Annotated in this window: 17 protein-coding genes, 1 tRNA gene and 1 other RNA gene; 5 read left to right on the top strand and 14 right to left on the bottom strand. The window is 32.3% G+C overall.

The features are described 5' to 3' along the window. Positions 1-184: 184 nt before the first annotated feature. On the top strand, positions 185-595 hold the full coding sequence (locus tag AB2B44_RS04710) for a BrxA/BrxB family bacilliredoxin (protein WP_369048530.1): 411 nt from the start codon (positions 185-187) through the stop codon (positions 593-595). 101 nt (positions 596-696) lie between these two features. After that, a complete protein-coding gene (locus tag AB2B44_RS04705; RefSeq protein WP_369048388.1) occupies positions 697-945 on the top strand; it encodes a hypothetical protein in 249 nt (82 codons plus the stop codon). 60 nt (positions 946-1,005) lie between these two features. Here AB2B44_RS04705 and AB2B44_RS04700 read toward each other — a convergent pair whose 3' ends face one another. The 5 genes from AB2B44_RS04700 to AB2B44_RS04680 form a co-directional block, all read right to left on the bottom strand. Then, the gene (locus AB2B44_RS04700; RefSeq protein ID WP_369048387.1) at positions 1,006-1,752 is read right to left on the bottom strand and encodes a succinate dehydrogenase/fumarate reductase iron-sulfur subunit; all 747 of its coding nucleotides are present in this window, start codon (positions 1,750-1,752) and stop codon (positions 1,006-1,008) included. An 85-nt stretch (positions 1,753-1,837) separates the two neighbouring features. Further along, positions 1,838-3,853 carry a fumarate reductase/succinate dehydrogenase flavoprotein subunit gene (locus tag AB2B44_RS04695; protein WP_369048386.1) on the bottom strand — a complete coding sequence of 672 codons (2,016 nt, stop codon included), beginning with the start codon at positions 3,851-3,853 and terminating at the stop codon, positions 1,838-1,840. Between the two features lie 12 nt (positions 3,854-3,865). Next, positions 3,866-4,543, bottom strand: a complete 678-nt coding sequence (locus tag AB2B44_RS04690; RefSeq protein WP_369048385.1) for a succinate dehydrogenase cytochrome b subunit — start codon at positions 4,541-4,543, stop codon at positions 3,866-3,868. A 192-nt stretch (positions 4,544-4,735) separates the two neighbouring features. Next, positions 4,736-5,311, bottom strand: a complete 576-nt coding sequence (locus AB2B44_RS04685) for a hypothetical protein (RefSeq protein ID WP_369048384.1) — start codon at positions 5,309-5,311, stop codon at positions 4,736-4,738. 23 nt (positions 5,312-5,334) lie between these two features. Next, a complete protein-coding gene (locus AB2B44_RS04680) occupies positions 5,335-6,273 on the bottom strand; it encodes an OmpA family protein (protein ID WP_369048383.1) in 939 nt (312 codons plus the stop codon). Between the two features lie 250 nt (positions 6,274-6,523). On the opposite strand from AB2B44_RS04680, the gene AB2B44_RS04675 reads away from it, so the two are divergent. After that, a tRNA-Gln gene (locus AB2B44_RS04675) sits at positions 6,524-6,594 on the top strand. A gap of 93 nt (positions 6,595-6,687) precedes the next feature. Here AB2B44_RS04675 and AB2B44_RS04670 read toward each other — a convergent pair. Then, positions 6,688-9,072 (bottom strand): hypothetical protein, encoded by a 2,385-nt coding sequence (locus tag AB2B44_RS04670; protein ID WP_369048382.1) that lies wholly within the window; start codon positions 9,070-9,072, stop codon positions 6,688-6,690. 222 nt (positions 9,073-9,294) lie between these two features. Beyond that, positions 9,295-9,689, bottom strand: a transfer-messenger RNA (tmRNA) gene (gene ssrA / locus AB2B44_RS04665). A 463-nt stretch (positions 9,690-10,152) separates the two neighbouring features. Here ssrA and AB2B44_RS04660 point away from each other — a divergent pair. Both AB2B44_RS04660 and recJ read left to right on the top strand, forming a co-directional pair. Beyond that, positions 10,153-10,578 carry an OsmC family protein gene (locus tag AB2B44_RS04660; protein WP_369048381.1) on the top strand — a complete coding sequence of 142 codons (426 nt, stop codon included), beginning with the start codon at positions 10,153-10,155 and terminating at the stop codon, positions 10,576-10,578. Positions 10,579-10,631: 53 nt separating this feature from the next. After that, entirely contained in the window at positions 10,632-12,314 is a 1,683-nt protein-coding gene (gene recJ, locus AB2B44_RS04655; RefSeq protein ID WP_369048380.1) for a single-stranded-DNA-specific exonuclease RecJ, read from the top strand. Between the two features lie 21 nt (positions 12,315-12,335). Here the strand turns inward: recJ and AB2B44_RS04650 are convergent, their stop codons facing one another. From AB2B44_RS04650 to AB2B44_RS04620, 7 genes are all read right to left on the bottom strand, one after another. Beyond that, positions 12,336-13,913, bottom strand: coding sequence for a DHA2 family efflux MFS transporter permease subunit (locus AB2B44_RS04650; RefSeq protein ID WP_369048379.1), 1,578 nt, complete (start codon positions 13,911-13,913; stop codon positions 12,336-12,338). 3 nt (positions 13,914-13,916) lie between these two features. Continuing rightward, entirely contained in the window at positions 13,917-14,999 is a 1,083-nt protein-coding gene (locus AB2B44_RS04645; RefSeq protein WP_369048378.1) for an HlyD family secretion protein, read from the bottom strand. A gap of 11 nt (positions 15,000-15,010) precedes the next feature. Next, a complete protein-coding gene (locus AB2B44_RS04640) occupies positions 15,011-16,315 on the bottom strand; it encodes a TolC family protein (RefSeq protein WP_369048377.1) in 1,305 nt (434 codons plus the stop codon). Positions 16,316-16,379: 64 nt separating this feature from the next. After that, a complete protein-coding gene (locus AB2B44_RS04635) occupies positions 16,380-17,003 on the bottom strand; it encodes a TetR family transcriptional regulator (protein ID WP_369048376.1) in 624 nt (207 codons plus the stop codon). 165 nt (positions 17,004-17,168) lie between these two features. After that, a complete protein-coding gene (locus tag AB2B44_RS04630) occupies positions 17,169-20,195 on the bottom strand; it encodes an efflux RND transporter permease subunit (protein ID WP_369048375.1) in 3,027 nt (1,008 codons plus the stop codon). 2 nt (positions 20,196-20,197) lie between these two features. Further along, the gene (locus AB2B44_RS04625; protein ID WP_369048374.1) at positions 20,198-21,103 is read right to left on the bottom strand and encodes an efflux RND transporter periplasmic adaptor subunit; all 906 of its coding nucleotides are present in this window, start codon (positions 21,101-21,103) and stop codon (positions 20,198-20,200) included. Positions 21,104-21,113: 10 nt separating this feature from the next. After that, positions 21,114-22,394 carry a TolC family protein gene (locus tag AB2B44_RS04620; protein ID WP_369048373.1) on the bottom strand — a complete coding sequence of 427 codons (1,281 nt, stop codon included), beginning with the start codon at positions 22,392-22,394 and terminating at the stop codon, positions 21,114-21,116. Between the last annotated feature and the right edge of the window lie 5 nt (positions 22,395-22,399).

The raw sequence follows: 22,399 nt of genomic DNA, 5'->3' as shown, positions 1-22,399 counted from the left end.
GAGTGTAAAGCAATGTTGTTTTCATTACTTTTTAATTTTAACGGTTGTTATGTAGTGTTTTTACCGTAATTTATTTTTTACACAACTGTAAATAATTTTAAACTGGCAACTTACAATGTATAAAGTTATCGTTACTTATACTTTGCAAAAATATAAGTATATTTGCACTTTAAATTTTACAAAAATGTACCCAGAAGAATTAGTAAAACCAATGCGCGATGAGTTAATTAACGCTGGTTTCGACGCATTATATACGGCTGAAGATGTAGAAAATGCTTTAGCAAAAAAAGGAACTACTTTAGTAATGGTTAATTCGGTTTGTGGTTGTGCTGCTGGAACAGCAAGACCTGGAGCAATAGCCTCTTTAAATAGCGATAAAAAACCAACTTACTTAACTACTGTTTTTGCAGGAGTTGAAAAAGAATCAACCGCTAAGGCTCGTGAGCATATGATACCCTTTCCGCCATCTTCGCCAGCAATTGCTTTGTTTAAAGACGGCCAATTAGTACACATGCTAGAGCGTCACCATATTGAAGGGCGTTCTGCTGAAATGATTGCTCAAAATTTAGCAGAAGCTTATAATGAGTTTTGTTAATTACCTTGTTAGTTAATTAACAAAAAACAAATTCTAAAATCTGCTTTAATAGGCAGATTTTTTATTTTTACGCAATTAATTAATTCGAAAAATTAAACCGAATGCCTAAAAAAAAACTTGCTTACTTTACTTCTAAAGAGCTAACTCAAACACTAAAACGCACAAAAGTGTTAACCATTATACAAACCATAATTGTTTTGATTATGATTGTTATGGCAATATTACTAACTGGAGTAAAAGGAATTTCTGTTTTTACTTTTTTACCTCTTTTTTTTATTCCAATGGTTGTTTTAGGTTTTATACAAATAAAGTCGCTTAAAAAGGAAATACAAAAAAGGAAAATAAAATAGCCTATTTTTAACTTAACAGTTAAAAATAGGCTATCATAAAAAGTTATTTATATTATTTACCTATCCTTTAAAACTTGCTTTTAAGAACTCTGAGTTCATACGCGCAATATTTTCTAACGAAATCCCCTTAGGACACTCTACCTCACAAGCTCCTGTATTGGTACAATTACCAAATCCTTCAGCATCCATTTGAGCAACCATATTTAGTACTCGATCGGTAGCTTCTATTTCTCCTTGAGGTAATAAAGCATACTGGCTTACTTTTGCGCCAACAAACAGCATTGCAGAAGAGTTTTTACACGTAGCAACACAAGCACCACAGCCAATACAAGTGGCTGCATCCATAGCTTTATCTGCTGCTTCTTTAGCAATAGGAATAGCATTGGCGTCTTGTGTATTACCTGAGGTATTTACAGATATATATCCACCCGCTTGTTGTATACGCTCAAAAGCACTTCTATCTACTACTAAATCTTTAATTACAGGAAAAGCTGTCGCTCGCCAAGGTTCGATAGTAATCGTATCACCATCATTAAACATACGCATATGTAATTGGCAGGTAGTAACACCTCGGTCTGGACCATGAGCCTCTCCATTAATATACATAGAGCACATGCCACAAATGCCTTCACGACAATCATGGTCAAAAGCAACAGGCTCTTCTCCTTTGTTTATTAACTGTTCGTTTAAGACGTCCATCATCTCTAAAAACGACATGTGTTCAGAAATATTGGTTACTTTATATTCAACCATTTTTCCTTTATCACTTGCGTTTTTTTGACGCCAAATTTTAAGTGTTAAATTCATGTTTCTAGATTTTAAGTATTGAGTATTGAGTGTTGAGTAGCATTAAATTGAAAAAACTTAATATCTCATATCTCAATACTAACATCTATTTATAACTACGTTGTTTCAATTCAATATCGTTAAACTCTAATTGCTCTTTATGCAAAACTGCATCGGCTGGCTCGCCTTTGTATTCCCAAGCAGCTACGTATGCAAAATTTACATCATCTCGTTTTGCCTCTCCCTTTTGCGGACCATCTAATTCAACAGATTCTTCTCTAAAGTGACCTCCACAAGATTCCGTTCTATTTAAAGCATCTTTAGCAAACAACTCTCCTAATTCTAAAAAATCAGCTACTCTACCCGCTTTTTCTAACTCAGGATTCATTTCATTAGCCGACCCAGTAACTTTTACGTTTTTCCAAAAATCTTCGCGTAAAACCTTAATTTCAGCCATTGCTTCTTTTAAGCCTTTTTCGTTACGTGCCATTCCGCATTTATCCCACATAATTTTTCCTAATTTCTTATGGTAATAATCTACAGAATGTTCTCCTTCATTATTAATGAAAAAGTCAATACGGTCTCTAACGGCTTTTTCAGCTTCGTCAAACTCTTTGGTGTCTGTTGAAATTTTTCCTGTACGAATATCGTCTGCTAAATAATCGCCAATAGTATATGGCAACACAAAATATCCGTCAGCTAAACCTTGCATTAATGCAGATGCCCCTAATCGGTTAGCACCATGGTCAGAAAAATTAGCTTCACCAATAGCATAACAACCTGGAATAGTTGTCATTAAGTTATAATCTACCCAAACTCCCCCCATAGTATAGTGAGTTGCAGGGTATATCATCATTGGCGTTTTATATGGATTATCGTCAACTATTTTCTCATACATTTGAAATAAATTTCCATATTTAGCCTCTACAATTGCTTCGCCTAATTCGGTGATTTTTTCTTTCGTAGGATTACTTATATGATGTAATTTTGCTTGTTCTTTTCCGTAACGTTCAATAGCCGATTTAAAATCTAAATATACGGCTTCACCCGTAGCATTAACCCCATAACCTGCATCGCAACGTTCTTTTGCTGCACGTGATGCTACATCGCGAGGTACTAAGTTACCGAAAGCAGGATAACGTCTTTCTAAATAATAATCTCTATCTTCTTCTGCTATTTGAGTAGGTTTTAACTTTCCTTCTCTAATGGCTACAACATCTTCCATTTTTTTAGGTACCCAAATTCGTCCATCGTTACGTAACGATTCTGACATTAGGGTTAATTTAGACTGATAGTCTCCAGAACGTGGAATACATGTTGGATGAATTTGTGTATAACAAGGGTTTGCAAAAAAGGCTCCTTTTTTATGTATTTTCCATGCTGCTGTTGCATTAGACCCCATCGCATTTGTAGATAAGAAATATACATTTCCATATCCGCCTGAAGCAATTACTACTGCATGCGCTGAATGTCTTTCTATTTCGCCTGTAATTAAATTACGTGCAATAATACCGCGAGCTTTTCCATCAACAATAACAACATCTAACATTTCATGTCTGTTAAACATTTCAATTTTACCACGTGCTATTTGTCTATTCATGGCTGAATAAGCACCTAATAATAATTGTTGCCCTGTTTGTCCTTTTGCATAGAATGTTCTCGAAACTAAAACTCCTCCAAATGATCTGTTGTCTAATAATCCACCATAATCGCGTGCAAAAGGAACCCCTTGTGCCACACATTGATCGATAATATTTGCCGATACTTCTGCTAAACGATATACGTTGGCTTCTCGTGAACGGTAATCGCCTCCTTTTACCGTATCATAAAATAATCGATAAAAAGAATCACCATCACCTTGATAATTTTTAGCTGCATTGATACCGCCTTGAGCTGCAATCGAGTGCGCTCTACGAGGCGAATCTTGATAAGCAAAAGCTTTTACATTATACCCTAACTCCGCCAAAGTTGCCGAAGCAGAACCGCCTGCTAAACCTGTGCCAACAACAATAATATCTATTAATCGTTTATTTGCAGGGTTAACTAAATTTATATGATCTTTATAAGATGTCCATTTATCTTTTAATGGCCCTTTTGGAACTTTTGAATTTAAAATCGCCATACTTATTGCGTATTAATGATTAAAATAGTGAAACATTGCTATAATAATAAACCCTAACGGAATTATTATTGCGAATAATTTACCAAAGGTTTTCAAGCCTCTAGTGTATTTATTGTTTACACCTATTGATTGAAATGCTGAACTAAACCCATGTAATAGGTGTAAAGCTAAAAATACAAATGCCAGTATGTAGGCACCTACTCTAAGCGGATTTGCAAATTTATGTTGCAATTCAATAAAATATCGAAATTCTTTATCGTGCATACCACTCCAATCGCCCTGAATAAATTTAGTGTTGATTTCGGGTATCCAAAAATCAATAAAATGCAATAACAAAAAGGCTAGTATAACTGCCCCGCTAATAAGCATATTTCTACTCATCCAAGTAGAATTGGCATTACCTTTATTTTGGGCATAGCTTATTTTTCTTGCTTTCCCATTCTTATACTCTAGCACAAAACCCATAACAAAATGGTACACTACACCAAAAATTAAAATAGGCTGCATTAAGTATTGTATTGCTGGATTTGTTCCCATAAAATGAGACATTTTATTAAATGTTGCTCCATTGTCAGGAAAAATGGAAGTAATATTAATAATAAAATGTTGCAGTAAAAACAGCATTAAAAAAAATGCAGAAAGTGCCATAGCAAACTTTCTTCCAATAGAAGATTTTAGTAATCCACTCATTATTTTTAATAATTTATATATAGAAAGCGCAAATTTAAGGCGAATGAATAAGTTGTACAAGCAATACGATTCGTTTTACTTTATATTTAGAACCGGTATAAATAGAATGCGATGTAAATAAAAAGTAGGATAAAAAGTGAAAAACACTTTTTATCCTACTTTTTAATTATTTGTTTATAAATGCTTTAAAAACTATCTACCACCATCTAACTCGTCTTGCCATTTTTTAAGCTCTTGCCATTTTCCTTTCGCAGCAAAATCTGCTTGTTTAGGCCATGTTTTAGGATTGTGCATTTTAAAAGCAGCTCCTCCGCTATCTAATACTTCTTGGCATTTCGCAATAGAACAAGCAGCTAATTCAGCCCAAGTTTTTACGCCAAAATTATGGAAAAGTGATTGAATTTTAGGACCAATTCCTTCCACTACTGTTAAATCATTTTCTTTAATATTTTTGCCATACGCCGCTTTTGCCGCACTTGCATCGTACTTAACAGTGGTTGTTGTTTTAGCCGCTGTAGCTGATAACGATGAGGCAATACCAGATGCAGCACCTGTTGTACCTGTAACTATATTTTTTTTAGCTTTATCTATTTCTAATTTTTCCGATTTACAAGCTGCTAAATCAGCTTCTAATTTAGCTACTTTATCTTTCCAAATAGCAATATCATTATCTTGACCTTTACCTTTACCTAAAAGTCTACCCAATAAATACCCCAATATAGCAGAAATCAACCCTACTAATATCGGTATTAATAAACATTTAAACATATTATTTTATTTTTAGTTTGTTCTTAGTTAATTGTTATGACTGTTCTTCTATTTTTTGCTCTTCCTTCTTGAGTTGAATTATCTGCAATAGGACTGCTTTCACCTTTAGAGGAAGTTTCAATATTTTCGCTCAAAATACCATTTTTAACAAGGTAGTTTTTAACAAATTCTGCTCTTTTTTTACCTAGTCTCATATTACTTTCTTTACTGGCTGTGTCGTCAGTATGACCAATTACTTGTATTTTTGAACCTAATTTATCTACACATTGAGAAATTATTGCCAATTTTTTACGTTGTTCAGACGTTAAAGTAATACTCGAATGTGCTGGTTTAAAATACAATACTATCGGGTTTTCTTTTAATGCAGCACATGCACTTTTTAAAGCATTGTCTGCCGCAGAATCATCACTACTATTATGCGTAACAATATTAAATGCCAAAGGCCCATTAAAAATGCCATTTTCATCAGCAACAATTTCATCATTTAATTTACCAAAAGTATTTATTGCCTTTGCTGGCACATCTTTAGAAACAAAATAGTTTTTAACTGAATTTGCTCTTGCTAATCCTAAATTTGGAAAAGCCGAATTATTCGTTTCTTCATTAGTATAATAACCCGTAATGTCAACTGTTTTTTGACTATTGGCATTTAAATAATCTTTAATTTTTAAAACACCATCATTAACACCAGAAGACACCGAATCTAAAATAGCAAAATTAGATTTGTTAAATCTAAAATTATCATCAATAGTAAATGCTAAATTTCCATTCGCATCATTAACACTAAAAGAATTTAAAGCTGCCTTTTTTTCGTCAGGCACAGCAACTACCTTGTTTTTTGTGTTCTCTTCTATATGTTTATTTTGTTTGTGGCAAGCCGAACAACAAAATTTCCAATACAAAAAAGCACCAATAACAATGGTTAGTAGTATCCCTAATAAATAACTTGATTTTTTACTCATTGGTTAGTGATTTATATTGTTGAATGTGAAAGTATTAATTTTAACTGAAAAAACAAATTTTTTTCAATAGTTTCCTGTTTTTTTGAAACAAAATTCAAAAAAAAGTCACTCTTATTACTCTTAAATGTAAAATAGTATACTATGGTTAACAGCGTGTTTTTTTATTAATTAAAATTACTTTAAAATAAAATAGTTAATTTTATTTGCAAAATAAAAAGTTTACTTTAAATTTGCACCCGCTATAATGCATTGGCCCATGGTGTAATGGTAACACACCGGTTTTTGGTGCCGTTATTCAAGGTTCGAGTCCTTGTGGGCCAACTAAAACGCTTCTTAATCATTAGATTTTGAAGCGTTTTTTATTTTTGCTAAAAACCATGGTAAAATGAGTCATCTAAAAAGTAACCCTAAGTTTTATGGAACAACCCTATTTTTAACCCTATAGTCAAACTCTTTTCTGCCTAAAATTCCATCTTGCCCCAAACCTTCTATAACACCTAAAAAGTGGGTGCTGATATCTGAGCAATAAAAGGTTACGGTCGCTTTTCCTTTCATATCGGTTATAACCGAAGGTTTCCATAGTAACGTCGTTCTATAGTCTGGAAATTCGTCTTCTTTTTTATCATAATTAGGTTGATAAAATTCTTTTTTACCATAATAACCTTTTAATTGCTCTAAATGAAATTTTTCTAAAAGAAACGCCTTCGATAATTTTTTATGATGATAGGTTACCCTCATCATTCTTCCTGTATCTATAGCTACTTCGTTAACAGATTGGTTTATATCAAAATAAGAATCTATCTTAAAAAGAGAGTCTACATCAGGAAGAGAGTCTATATCAAAAGAATCAATAATAGGATGGGTTTCAGGCGGACTTTCGCCAACCCATATAGGGTATTGCTGCCCTTCAACAGGTTTTTCTCCTGTCCCACAAATAACACAATCTAAAACACCGCAAACCCCAACATAATCTTGATTAATTTTTTGAGCTTCAGCAATACTATCTAAACGCTTCATGTATTTATCTTTAAACCCATCATCTTTTTTAGCGTTTATTTGCACTTCGTTAAGCGTTATACTACCTGCTGCTTGCCATCGTTGAATAGTGTCTATTTTTATAGTTGTGTCTGCCGCCGTTTCTATTAATGGGTAAATACGCTGTTTGGCTTTCATTATCTCATTTATTTGTTTAAACGGATCGTTTAACCTCACAATATATCTATCTTTTTTTGTAGGAAAAGATTTTAGATATAATCGCCTACCAAGAGTAAAATAGGGTTCGTCTAACTCAAACTTTCTTTGATCATCTAACTTTATCATTTGTTTTTTATTATTGGTTGAATTAAAAAGCATAAGCATTTTTTGAGTTGAACTATTTCGACTCTTATTTTCAACCTGTAGGTAGCCTCTTATTTTAGTTGGAACCACGAGTGGTAATCGCTCTCTTTGTTTTAAACTTGCTTCATCCCAAGTATACTTTCGCCAACCTTGCGTAAGCAATAACAAGTCTAGCGCCTCTAATCGATTTTTATTTTTTGGATTAAAATAATAATCTGGATTATATATACTACCTCGTATTTCAGAAGACAAGTAATAATGCGTTAAAATATTTTTTTCTCCCTTGCGGTTATAAACCTCATCAAAAACACTAATCGCTAATTCTGCAGGAACGGGATTTCCTTCTTTATCACTTGTTTGTATGTTTAACTTTACTTTTCCCCTAATTGGATACGAATCGTCTAAACCTGTTACCTTAATTTGTAACCCTCTATCTAAATTAACATATGCCAATCGCTCTGCCAATGGTTTTGCTTGGTCATTAAACAAAGTAACTTCTGTAATACCTTGAGGAAAATTATTTAACGGAAAATCAACATACAAGCTGTCTTTCAAGTTTCCAGAAGCTATAAATTGAACCATGCCTCGGGTTTGCGACCGTAAATAAACAACTTGATTGGGCAAATTTGATGTTTGACTTATTTTAAAGCGCATTTTATTTTTAGTTTGATATACTAAATGAAGTTGAACGCCTTCTTTTTTTATTGAAGGTAATTGATATACCGTATCTTTTTGCTGATCTAGTACAACATGGTATTGATTGTTTGCCTTGGGTACAAAATCAAGTTTCCCCATTCCTGAATGCTCGGTTTTAAAAGTAGTAATAGCCTTATTGTTTTCATACAAAACTCCCGAAACCGCTACGGGCCTACCTTTTGTGTTTACCGCTTTAAATGCCAAAACATTTGCAAGTCCCGACACAAGTTCTCCTCCTTCAGGAAATAATCCAAACTGAATTTTTGAATTATCAGTCACAGGAGGGGGTGTTTGATTATGTATTATTTTTCGCAGATCTGAAACAATTTCTATATCTCGACTGTTGTAAAAAGGAATTTGATTTTTATATAACGAATGTGCTGTATAAGCAGATAAACGATAAGCTCCTTCTGGCCATGAATTAGCCACATGCAAATAACCATTTACACTACCATTAATTATTTGGTATTTTTCTTCAAAAACAATACTATCGTTAGATTTTTTAGTCAATGTTACATAAAGCGTACGATCTAACACACTAAACAAATGTTGTTGACTATCTAACACCCAAGCTTTAAACCAAAAATCTTCATCGTATTCATAAATTGATTTACTTGTTTGTAGATAAATATTATTTGATGGTTTTAATACCCGATCTTGAATTTTGTTTGCTAAAATATGACTTATCGATGTAGGCGTTTGAGCATAAAGTAGCGTACCCGTTGTTAGAAACAACAATAAAGGCACTATTAAATATCGTTTCATATATCTATAAAAAATATTTTATTCTTAATATCTCTTTATATAAAAGCTCCTTTTTTCACACAACCATCAATTGTAGTAAAACCAAAAGACTTAAATTTTACCAAATTTAGTAATTTGTTAGTTGCATATTCTTAATTTAGAATATTTTTTTGTTCGCCTAACATTAATTAATTTAATTACAAAAAACAAAACCCTTGTAAATCTCTATTTACAAGGGTTTTGTTGTGGAGACGCCGAGAATCGAACTCGGGTCCAAACAAGTAGCCAAAAAGCTTTCTACATACTTAGTTCTTAATTAATTTTCGACCAAAAGCTGGGTAAGAACACCCTACCTTTAGTTTATCTTCTTAAACTTCAAAAATTTATCGAAGCACTAAATTTTCTATGTTTACTTTTACGATGCCCAAAAATGAAACGCCGTAAACCAAGGCTTTTCGTGGACATTTAGCTTGTGCACCTTGTGCACCGAGGCTCTATCTTACTTTAAATTCAGATTAAGCAGCTAAAGCGTAGTTATTTTCGCCGTTTATATGTTTGAAATAAGTTTAACGAGTATTATTTCAGTCCTCGATATGCTTACATTTCAACCGATCTTGCTGTCAAAACCAGTCGTCCCCAATAAATTATAGACAGCTTATTTTTATCAAAAAACATGCCGTGTGTTTCTACACTATAATTTAAGGATTACAAAGGTAAAAATATTTCTTTAGGTGATTATCGTAAATTTGTTTTTTGAATATCATTAAATTAAAAAAAACCTGAACAAACAATATTTATTCAGAGGTCGAGTATAACTAATTCTCAAAAACACATAACCTTACTCAAGTTAGCAGAATATTTCTGATTAAAATAGATACTCATTTATTTTTAATTTCTTTTGCCAATAACACTTATATTAAAACATTCGTTTGAATTGTCAATTTCTTTCCCTCTAATAAAAAATTCTTATAAACATTTAATTGTAAAAGTAAAAATACCACAATTAAAAAAGTTAGTTTTTTTGCTAAAAAAGTTGCACTAACCAAGCGAATCTAATACCTTAGATAAAAAAATAGAAAACACATTACAAACACCTTAAAAATGAAAAAAAATACGGTTACAACTGTTTGGAAAAAAGACATGGTATTTGAATCTGATAATCCGAATGGACATAAAATACAAATTGATGCCTCAGAAGAAAATGGAGGTACAGATAATGGGCTTAGCCCCAAAGCATTAATGTTATCATCACTTGCTGGATGTTCTGGCTTAGATGTTGTTTCACTACTCAAAAAAATGAGAGTTGAAATAGATAACTTTACTATTGAAATTACAGGAGAGTTAACCGAAGAACACCCCAAATATTATCACGCTGTTAAAGTTGATTATCATTTTTATGGGCACGAACTAGACGAAAAAAAAGTAGAAAAAGCAGTAACTTTATCGGTTAATAAATATTGTGGTGTTATGGAAATGTTTAGAAAATTTGCAACAATCGAGACCAATATTCACTACCATAATGTTTAAATAGATTTTGTGCGCCTTATAAATTTTAACCTCGCCTAAACATAAGCATATTTATGCGTTGGACATTAAAACCAATACCAAATTCTAATACTATAAACTCACTAGCTAAGGAATTATCAATCGACAAAACATTAGCTAAAATTTTGGTTCAAAGAGGAGTTTCTACCTTTAAAGAAGCTAAGGATTTTTTTCGTCCTTCGTTAAGCAATTTACATTCTCCTTTTTTAATGAAAGATATGGATATTGCTATTAATCGGATTGAAAAAGCGATAAAAAACCAAGAAAAAATTTTAATTTATGGCGATTATGATGTTGATGGCACTACCGCCGTTTCTTTAGTTTATTCGTACTTAAAAACAGTCTATACTAATATAGCAACCTATATACCCGACCGATACAATGAAGGTTACGGAATTTCATATCAGGGTATTGATTTTGCTGAAAATAATAATTTTTCACTAATAATTGCCTTAGATTGTGGCATAAAAGCACTTGAAAAAGTTACCTACGCTACAGAAAAAGGAATAGATTTTATTATCTGTGACCACCATACCCCTGGAAAAGAAATTCCAAAGGCAGCAGCTGTTTTAAACCCTAAACAAAAAGACTGTTCATACCCATACAAAGAGCTATGTGGTTGCGGAATTGGGTTTAAACTCATACAAGCAATTGCTTTAAAAAATAACCAAACAATTGCCGACTTAGTACCTTATCTAGATTTGGTAGCAACTGCTATTGCTGCTGATATTGTTCCAATTGATGGAGAAAACAGAGTTTTAGCTCATTTCGGCTTAAAAGTAATCAACTCAACCCCGAGAAATGGAATCAAGGCAATTATTCATCAATTAAAAAAACCATTAACCATAACCGATGTGGTTTTTGTTATTGCCCCTAGAATTAATGCCGCAGGCAGAATTAAGCACGGCAATTATGCTGTAAAACTACTAACCGAAATTGACCTTAATACCGCAATATCATTTGCTGACAAAATTGAAAAATTTAATACTGACAGAAAAGAACTAGACCGTCAAATAACCGAAGAAGCTCTTTTACAAATTAAACAAAACAAAATAGAAAACAATTATACAACTGTTGTTTTTAATAAAAATTGGCACAAAGGGGTAATCGGTATTGTTGCTTCTCGGTTAATTGAAACTTTTTACAAACCTACTATTGTATTTACAAAAAGTGGCGACAAACTCACCGCTTCTGCCCGATCAATTAAGGGGTTTGATATTTATGTTGCTCTAGAGGAGTGTTCAGAATTTATCGAACAATTTGGCGGACATAAATATGCTGCAGGATTAACTATTTTACCCGAACAATACAATAATTTTAAACAAAAATTTGAAGAAGTGGTTTCTAAATCAATTTCTAAAGAATTATTAACTCCTGAAATTAGTATTGACAGTGAATTAGAGCTATCACAAATTACCCCAAAATTTTATAGAATAATTTCGCAAATGGCTCCTTTTGGCCCTAAAAACATGAAGCCTATTTTTACAACCTCATCTGTAAGAGATAGTGGATATGCTAAACAAGTAGGAGCAGACAAAAGCCATTTAAAAGCAACTATTATTTCAAATACCAATAAAAAAACTTTTGACGCTATTGGCTTTGGACTAGGAAATAAATTATCCGTTTCTCAAAACAGTTTTGATATTGTTTACACCTTAGACCAAAATACTTGGAATGGAAACACCTCTATTCAGCTTTTACTAAAAGACATCAAATAAAGATTCTACTTTACAAACAAATTAATGCGCAGCACCAGCAACGATTTTCCCCGCTCCCTTTTTAATTAATAAAACAAACGGAATACAGCATAAAAATAAAACGCCTAAATACAAAAAGATGTCCATGTAAGAAAGTATTGTAGCTTGTTTTGTTATTGATACATCTATTAATTTATAAGCTTTTTGCAAAGCTTCATTAGCAGAAAATCCTTTACTCATAAAAAGGTTTTGCAACCCCTTAACCCGTTGCTGTACCGCTAACTGAGTAGCATCGATATTCGGAATTAAATCTACTCGATGTTGTTGAATTAATCTCGAAATCATTGTGGTAATAATGGCAATTCCAAACGAACCGCCTAACTGCCTTGTCATACCTGTAAATGCAGCACCATCAGCAATATCTTTACCTCTAAGAGTTGATAACGATAAGGTGGTAATAGGTACAAAAAGTAATCCAAGCCCTACACCTCGAACCACTAACGCCCAAAAGAAATGCTCTACACCCGTATCAGGTGTAATTACTAAATACATCCATACACTATAGATGAAAAATATAGCAAAGCCTGCCGTAACTAAATATTTTTGAGGAACTCCCTTTTCTAATAATTTTCCTATAATGGGCATCATTAATCCCGTTGTAATTGAACTTGGTATTAACAATAAACCTGCATCTGTTGCTGTAAATCCTAAAACAGATTGGGTGTAAATAGGAATAATAAAGGTCGATCCATAAAGACCAAAACCTAGAATAAAGGTCATAATAGTACCTATGCGCAAATTACTATCTTTTAAAACAGCTAAATTTACAATAGGATGCCGATAGGTTAACTCTCGCCAAATAAATAAAATTAACCCAAATAAAGAAGCTACACTCAGCGTGGTAATTAAAGAATCTGCAAACCAATCGTCTTGCTGACCATGTTCTAAAACAAATTGTAACGAACCAATAAAAAGAGCTAGTAAAAAAATGCCTATCCAATCAACTTGATTTGCTTTTAGTTTATTACCATATTTTGGACTTCTAACAAACATAATAGTTAGTATCGCCGCTAATATACCTATGGGTATATTAATATAAAAAATATAAGGCCACGAAAAGTTATCTACTAAATACCCACCTAAAGGAGGGCCTAACGTAGGACCTACAATAACCCCCATACCATAAATAGCTTGCGCCATCCCTCTTTTTTCTACCGGATAGCTCTCTGTAATAATGGTTTGAGCAGTCACCAATAAAGCCCCCCCACCAAGCCCTTGAATGAAACGGAAAAATACCAACTCCCATATATTAGACGCATTTCCGCACAAAAAAGAAGCTGTTGTAAAAATAATAATAGAGGCTGCAAAGTAATTTCGTCTTCCAAATTGCTTTGAAAGCCAACTCGTCATTGGAATAATAATAACATTCGCTATAGCATAGGCGGTAATTACCCAGGCAACATCGGTTAAGGTAGCGCCAAGGCTTCCTTTCATATCATTAAGCGCAACATTTACAATTGTTGTGTCTATAATTTCAAGTAATGCGCACAAAATGGCGGTAATGGTTATTATTACCCGTCTAAAGCCATATTCTACTAAATCGTCTTGTTGTACTTGCATAGATTATTTTAAATGAACATCAACTTCTACATTCATTCCTGAACGTAATTGGTTTAATTGATTTGAATCATTATCTTGAGTAAAGGTTATTTTTACGGGTAATCGTTGAATGGTCTTAACAAAATTACCCGTTGCGTTATCTGGTGGCAATAACGAAAATTTTGATCCAGTGGCTGGAGAAAACGTATCTATAACACCATTAAACACTAAATCAGGAAAAGCATCTACTTTAATTTGAACCTTTTGCCCTACCTTCATTTTGGTAAGTTGTGTTTCTTTAAAATTGGCAACTACCCATTTTTTATTAGTGTCAACTAAATAAAATAACGATTGTCCTGGCTGAACAAATTGCCCTTCTTGTAATTTTACACTCGACAACTGTCCGTCTATCGAAGCCCTTACCACGGTATACGATAAATTTAATTTAGCGGCATCGTAAAGCGCTTGTGCGCTTTCTACTTTTGCTTTTGCTACATCAATTTGTTTTTTCGAAATCTGCGTTTGCGAATTTGCCGCCATGTTTTGACTACTAGAAGTATTAACTTTGTTTTTAGCAATTTCTAATTGTTTTTCTGCCTGTTCTTTTGTTGCTAACGCTTGCTCGTATTGTTGGGTTGTTATAGAATGATTTTTATATAAATTTTCATACCTATCAAAATCTTGACTAGCGCGCCATAATTGTATTTTTGCTACTTCTACGGCGTTATCGGCAGTTTGTACTTGCGAACCTATTACTTTTTCATTTGCTTTATACGAACTAATACTTGCCTCAGCTACAATTAAACCACTTTCTGCAGTTGCTAAATTAGCCGCTGCCTGTTCTAACGCCACTAAATAATCTTTTTTATCTAGTGTAAATAATGTATCACCTTTTTTTACCCGATTATTGTCTTTAACATAAACTTTAACCACATAGCCTCCAACATGAGGAATAATAGGGCTTAAATGAGTTTCTATTTGGGCATCATCCGTTTCTTCGTGCGATAAAGAATGGATTATCTTATAAGCACCATAACTGCCTCCAATCAATATTATTACTGTTAAAATGGCAATAAATTTTTTGTTTATTTTTTTCTTCTGTTCCATTTTTAAATACTTTATAGTATGTTAGTTGTTAATTTTCCTTCTGCTTTTAATATATTATAATAGCTTTCTACAATATTAGCATTGGCATAAGCCACATTTATTTTTGCCTGTAATTGTTCTACATCCGCATCTAATAAATCGTTAGTATCTAGTAAGCCATTATTAAATTTATCTTTTACAATTCGATAGTTTTCTGTAGCCTGTTCTACAGATTTTAGATATACCTGTTTTGTTTTAATCGCCAAGTTATAAGCCTTAATAGCTTTATCTATTTCTATTTTAATTTGATTAATGTTATTGTTAATTGTATAATCAATAACTTCTATTTTGCTTTTTGCAAGATTTACTGCTTTTTTATTTTTAAAAATATCTGACAAATCATAAGACACCCCGAGCCCAACATTCATTGCATTAGTTACGGTAAGTGCATTTTTAGCATCTAATGCTATGTAGCCTGCTGAAATAGACAACGATGGATAATAATTACTCTTCGCCACTTTTAGTTCATTCTTTGCTGCTTTTTTCTGATATCGTAACGCCTCTAAATCACCTCTGGTTATATCTTTACTACTTGTTATTGTTGGTAGTTTTGTAAAAACAGATAGGGTTGTGTTAATGTTAGTTGTTTCTGGTAGTTTTAAAAGAATCGCTAACTGGTAATTTAAATTAGCTCGATTATTTTCTGCTTTTTCTAACGACACTTCTATCGTAGAAGCTTGTAATTTTGCTTTTAACAAATCGTTTTTAGCCAGTAAGCCATTTTGTTCTTTAGATAAAAAGTCGGTTACCCGTTGTTGTGCACTTTTTAAATTTTCTTTAATTAGCCCAACGGTTTCTGTTGCTTTATATAAATTAACATATTCTGTAATGATTTGAAAAGCAAGCTCTTCTTTATCATTTTTCGCGTTTTCTTTAGTGGCTTCTAAATTATTTTGACTTTCTTTTACTAAATTTTTTATTTTAAACCCTACAAAAACAGGCATAGAAACCGATGCTTGCCCTAACAATATTTGATTTACTGATGGTTGGGTATTGTTAGAGTTATTCGCATTATTAAGTAATGGCGAATTAATTGTAGGCTGATTTAAAAACATATACTCACCAGAAATTTTTGCTGTTGGATACACGGTGTTTTTAGTAACCGCCAACGCATTTTCTGCTATAGTTACTTTGCTTTTGATTATTTTAGAAACATCACTTTGTTTTAAACCTATTTTTATAGCCTCTGTAAGGCTTAGGCTTTTACCATTCTGTGCACTAGCTATAAATGAATAGTAAAGAAATGTGATTGTAATAAGTAAATACTTATTTTTCATAACTAATAAAGGGTTAAATTAAATATTTTAATTGCTGTTCGTTTTTTATTTATTAAAAATTTCGCTACAAACTTTTACATGTTAATACCGATTTTATAATTTGCTTAACATGCGTTAACAGCGTGTTATTTACGTATTGATCTACTGCTGTTTTATTTTCTAGTTGTAAAAGTGATTCGAAAAAACCTTGGTTATAGTAAAAATGAAAATAGGTACCTAAAATTGTTGTAATTAACAACTCGATTGTTACATTTTTATTAAATTCTCCAGCTTCTTGTCCCTGTTTTATAAATTTTGTAAAGGCTTTAAAATTTTCTTCTTTTAACTTGGTATAATTTTTAAAGCTGAGTTTACGAGAAACGTTAGAAAATTCGAAACTTACTATTTTATGTATATGTCTATTTTTATGTAACCGCTTAACAATTACGGTTATAATTTCATCTAGTTTTTCTGTATACGAATTCTTTTTACTTAATATTGATGTAATCTGCATTTGAAAACCAGATATTCGATATATAAACAAAGTTTCTAAAAGTTTATGCTTAGAGCCAAAATAATATGAAATCATCGCGATATTTATATTCGCTTCTTTGGCAATTTGGCGCACCGAAGTTCCATCAAAGCCCTTTTTTGCAAAAAGTTCTTCAGCTACAACTAATATTTGAATTTGCTTTTCGTTTAAATCCATCTTTAAAACTTCTGAATTGACGATGCAAATTTAAACAATTGTTTAAATTAAACAAACGTTTAATTAATTTTTATTAAAAAGCTAGGTAATGAGCAAAACTTGGTTTTTTTTTAAATATTTGCTCTAGCGGATTAAAAAAAGACAAAAACAGCTGCTCGAAGTTTGTTATTCTATAGTGTTTTGAGAACCAATTTTTACAAAATTATACATTAGTGTTGGCAACACAATTAACAATAAAGGTAAGCCAAGAATAAAACCACCAATAACAGCAATAGCAAGGGGCTGATGCATCTGTGCTCCCGTTCCAATACCTAACGCTAACGGCGTTAATGCTACAATGGCACTAATAGCGGTCATTAATTTGGGGCGCAGTCTTGCTGAAATAGAATGAATAATTGCTGTTTTATATGGCATTTTTGTTACATCGTTCAAAAACAAGTAAACCGTAAAAATAGAAGCTTCTCCGAGAATTCCTATAATCATTATAATTCCAGTATAACTACCTACATTTAAAGGGGTTTGCGTTAGATAGAGTGCTAAGGCACTACCAAAAACACCTAATATAGCTATAAGTATTACAATTATAGAAAGTAATATATTTCGAAACATAAACAATACAACGGTAAATACAAGCATACCTCCAAAAATTAATATCATTAATAATTCATTAAATGATTTTTGCTGTTCTGCATACGACCCTCCATATTCTATTTGGTATGATTGAGGTAAATTAATTTTCGATAATTCGGCTTTAATATCTGTCATTACACTTCCTAAATCTCTTTGATTTAACCGAGCAGTAACCACGCCCATTGTTTGTAAATTCTCTCGTTCAATTTCCGAAACACCTTGTTCTATTTTAAAATCGGCAAAAGTGGTTAGCGGAAAAAATTCGCCAGAAGGCGTATAAATTTTTAAATCTTTTATTTTTTCAATAGGTGTTTTATAATTTTCTGGAGATAATAGATTAATATCGGTCAATTGTTCTTTTTCAAGAATAGACCCCACAATAGTACCTTGCAAATAGGTTTGAACCTGACTTTGCAAATCATTATCTGATAAACCGTATTGTTTTAAAATCGTTTCTTTAGGATGAATCGTAAACATAGGGCCTGCAATTACAATTCCATCAAACACATCTGCTGTACCATCAATATCTTCTACTTTAGAAGCTACTTCTTTTGCTATTTGATTTAGTTTATGGTGGTCTGTACCAAAAATTTTTATTTCAATGGGCTGCACACTACTCATTAAATCGCCTAGCATATCGGCTATTACCTGACCAAAATCGACCGTTAGAGCAGGAACTGCCGACTCTACTTTTTCTCTAATAACATCCGCAACCTCTTCTGTAGAAAGGGCTCTGTTATCTTTTAATTCAATTAAATAATCACCTCTGTTAGGTTCGGTAATAAAAAATCCCATTTGAGTACCTGTTCTACGAGAATAGCTTTTTACTTCAGGCACATTTTCTAAAATTTTATCTACCTCATTTAACATTCTATTGGTTTCTTCTAAAGAAGTTCCAGGGGGGCTATCGTAATCTAATACAATTGAGCCTTCATCCATTTCAGGCAAAAAGCCTGTTTGTAATTTTGGAAAAATGATATAGATACCTATTACTATAATCAAAATAAAAATATAACTGATATAGGGTTTTTCAATAAAAAAGCGTACCCATTTTCGTTCTTGAACCGAATGTGCTTGTTTTACCTTGTTTTTTTTACCCGAAAACAATAAATAAATTACGGGTAGCCCAATCCAGGTTACAAAAAAGGAAACAACAAGAGTAAGAATCATTGTTTCTGTTAATATTTTGAAATATGCCCCTGCTATACCTGTCATCAATACAAAAGGAAGAAAAATTACAATTGTACTTAATGATGAACTAACCATGGCTGGAAATAAAAATCGAATTGCTTTTCCTACCAGTTTATTTGGCGATTCTTCAGGGTATTCTTCATGTGTTCTATGAATCTGTTCTATTACAATTACGGCATCATCAATAATTAATCCAATAGCCGCGGCAATAGCACCTATGGTCATTATATTTAAATCGTACCCCAACACTTGTATTAAAATAAAGGTGAGTGCTAAGGTTATAGGAATCGTTACAAATAAAACACTACTAGCTTTAAACGATTTTAAAAACAGAATAATCACAATCATGGCTAGTAAAAGACCAATCCAAAGTACATCAACAATACTTTTTAAGCTTTTACTTGCAAAATCGGCTTGATTATAATATTGCTTAAGCGTAACGCCTTTTGGAAGTGTTTTATTAAGCTCCGCTACACGTTGAGTAACTTGGTTAGCAATGTTTATCAAATTACTATTGGGTTGCTTTAACACCGCTATTAACGGAACATTTTTGCCGTCTGCCTTGATTTTTACAAACTCAGTTTTTTGAGCAATTTGCACTTTGGCAATATCGCGAAGAGTAATTTTTCTTTTAGCATCATTAAAAATAACTAGGTTTTCTAATGCCTCTTTGTTTTTAATCGTAGCATCGGTAACGGTTAAATAAAGCCTTCTATAGTCAATTACATAACCGTTTGATTTTATAAAATCGGTTTGTCGAATGGCATCAACAATTTGCTGCGGATTTAACTTGAGTAAACCCAATTTTTTTTGATCGAGAACAATTTGATATTCTTTTGATTTTCCGCCGATAACTTCAACCGCCGACACCCCTTCGATTCTTGATAAATAAGGCTTTACAATATACTCACCTATCATTTTTAATTCTACTTGATTTTTGGTGTCTGATTGTAGTGAATACCCCATAATTGGAAGTATCGAAGGATTCATTTTTTCTACAGTAATATTTACGTCAGGCGGCAGATTATTTTTTATTTGTGATAACCTAGACTCTATCTGTTGCTGACCAATATCAATATTACTGCCCCAATCCATAAAAGCTGAAATTTCACAGCTACCCATACTGGTGGTACTGCGAATTAATTTTAAGTTTTCAACTCGCTTAATTGCATTTTCTATTGGTTTGGTAACAGTAACCATCATTTTATTAACGGGTTGTTGTCCGTTTTCAGCAATAATCTTAATTTTTGGAAATGTTACATTCGGAAAAAGCGACGTATTTAAATTTTTATACGTAAAAGCTCCTGCAATTAGCACCAGTAGTAAAACAACGGCTAATGAACTTTTATATTTAGAAAAAAAATTATTCATCTTTAGTTCATTTTTACCTTTGTGCTATCAGGAAGCTCATAACCTCCCGACACCACGATATTATCTGATTCTTTTAGTGTAGAATCTAATACTTCTACTTGTCCTTTATTTTCAATTCCTTTTACAATAGGTACTTTTATAGCTAAAGAATCTTGGGTAACTTTCATCACCCAATACCGATCTTGTGTTTCATTTGTTAATATTGCCTCTTTGGGCAACAATAGGCTTTGTTCTTTTTCATTAACTACTAAAGAAATTACGACATTTAAATTTTCAGGTAAAACGGTTTTTTGGCTTAGTTTAAATATAACCTCTTGGGTTTGTGAAACAGGATCAACTATTGGAAATTTTTTATAAAAAATACCTTCGTATACTTCGTTATTTGGAAATTCAATTTTAATTTTTTTATTGTATTGTAAAAGTTTAATATACTCAAACGGCACAGATGCTTGAATCACTAAATCTGCGTTGTTTACTATAACAGCCATTGTATCTCCTTCTGTTATAAAAACATTAGACTCGGTTGTATTTAGCAAACGAATAAACCCTGAAACACTTGAAAAGACAGGAATAACCCCAAATTGGTCTGAGCTATCAATATTAGCATTTTGTAACGCTCTACTTTCTTTAGTTTGTATTTTAAATAAAAGTTTATTCTTTTTAACCCAATCTCCTATACGTGTATTTACCTTAGCAACATACCCTGAAACTGGAGCTGTAATAGTCGTTTTATTTAAATAAACTACTTGTCCATTTATTTGAACTTTTTCTTCAATACCTCCCCTTACAGGATGAATGGTGTTAACACTTGGAAACGATAGTTTATTGCTTGTTTCTTCTTTTGGTTTACACGATACCATAAGAACTAAAATAAAAAGCGATAGTTTGTATTTTAATGATATATTCATTTTTGAATTTTTACAGATTCCAATAATTATACGAGTTAATCAATATTTCTTTAGTCATTAGGGTATCTGTTTTTATTTGTTGTTTTACAGAAATTTCCCTGATGAGTGTTTTTAGCTCTAAAATAGAAATTAAGCCTTCTTTTATTTCTACTTTATAGAGTTTAAGAAGTTGGTTATATGCTGCCAATTGCTTATCAATTAACAAAAGCTGGTCGTCTAAATTAGCTATTTGGCTTAGTATGTTTTTCTTTCTAATATTGTTTTGATTTTCAAAGTATTTTCGATCGGTTTCAATATTAGCTATTTGAATAATTGATTTTTTATCATTGATTTTTTGCTGATGTCCATCAAACAAATCCCAAGTAAAAGAGAGCCCAACACTAAACCCAAATCGTTTAAAACTAGGTTGATATGTTGCATTTAACCCCGCATCGCCAAATACCCCAACTTGAGGTAAATATTTTAGCTTATAATTTTCTTGTTCGGCTTTTACCAATAAACTATCAAGTTTAAACTGAGAAGCAAATAAAGAAGTTGTTTGTGATGGTGAATTTAAAAGAATGTTTACTTCTTCTAACGAACTTAACGTTGAATCGTTTATACCACAAAGTAACTTAAGTGCATTAAAATTATCGAGAAACAAACCACTAAGTCGTTTTTCTTCAATTTGGTTATTCTCTAGTTCTATTTCGAGTAATTTTAAATCGATAAGCTTGTAAACTCCTGAACGAACAAGGGGTTGCATTTGTTGCAACTGCTCTATTAATACCTCAATAACATGTTGAATGTTTTCTTTTTGTTTTTGCGATTGAACACAAAGAATATACTGGTGAGTTACTGCCTGTTTTAACTCGGCTTTGGTGAGTTGCGTAATATTTGAGTTTTTTTCGTGTAATACGCTCGCTTTATTTTGCTGTGTTGTGATGTATTTATTTGTAAACAAAGGTTGATTAACAGAAACCAATGCTTGAAACTGTCCTCCATTTGTAGCACCCAAATCGTACCCCCAATAATTAGAGCTTTCTCTAGAAACCCATTCTATTTTTTTTGTATTTCCGTCAAGAGAAATTATTGGTGCGAACAGCACATTACCGCTTAAGCTTATTTTTGGCGATTTATAAACCGCATTAAACTGTTTTAAATCTAATGCAATTATTTTTTCATTGTTTTGCTGCTTCTGTAGCAACGGGCTGTTTTGTTCTGCCTTTTCGATATAATATTGTAAGCTTTTTTGAGAAAAAGCTGTTGTATAACAACAAATTAGGGCAATTAAAATAATACCTATCTTCATTTAAA

This window comes from Tenacibaculum sp. UWU-22 (genome assembly GCF_041021355.1).
Taxonomy (GTDB): Bacteria; Bacteroidota; Bacteroidia; order Flavobacteriales; family Flavobacteriaceae; genus Polaribacter.
The sequence above is the reverse complement of the archived record's forward strand: the minus strand, read 5'-3'. Positions and strand labels throughout refer to the sequence as shown.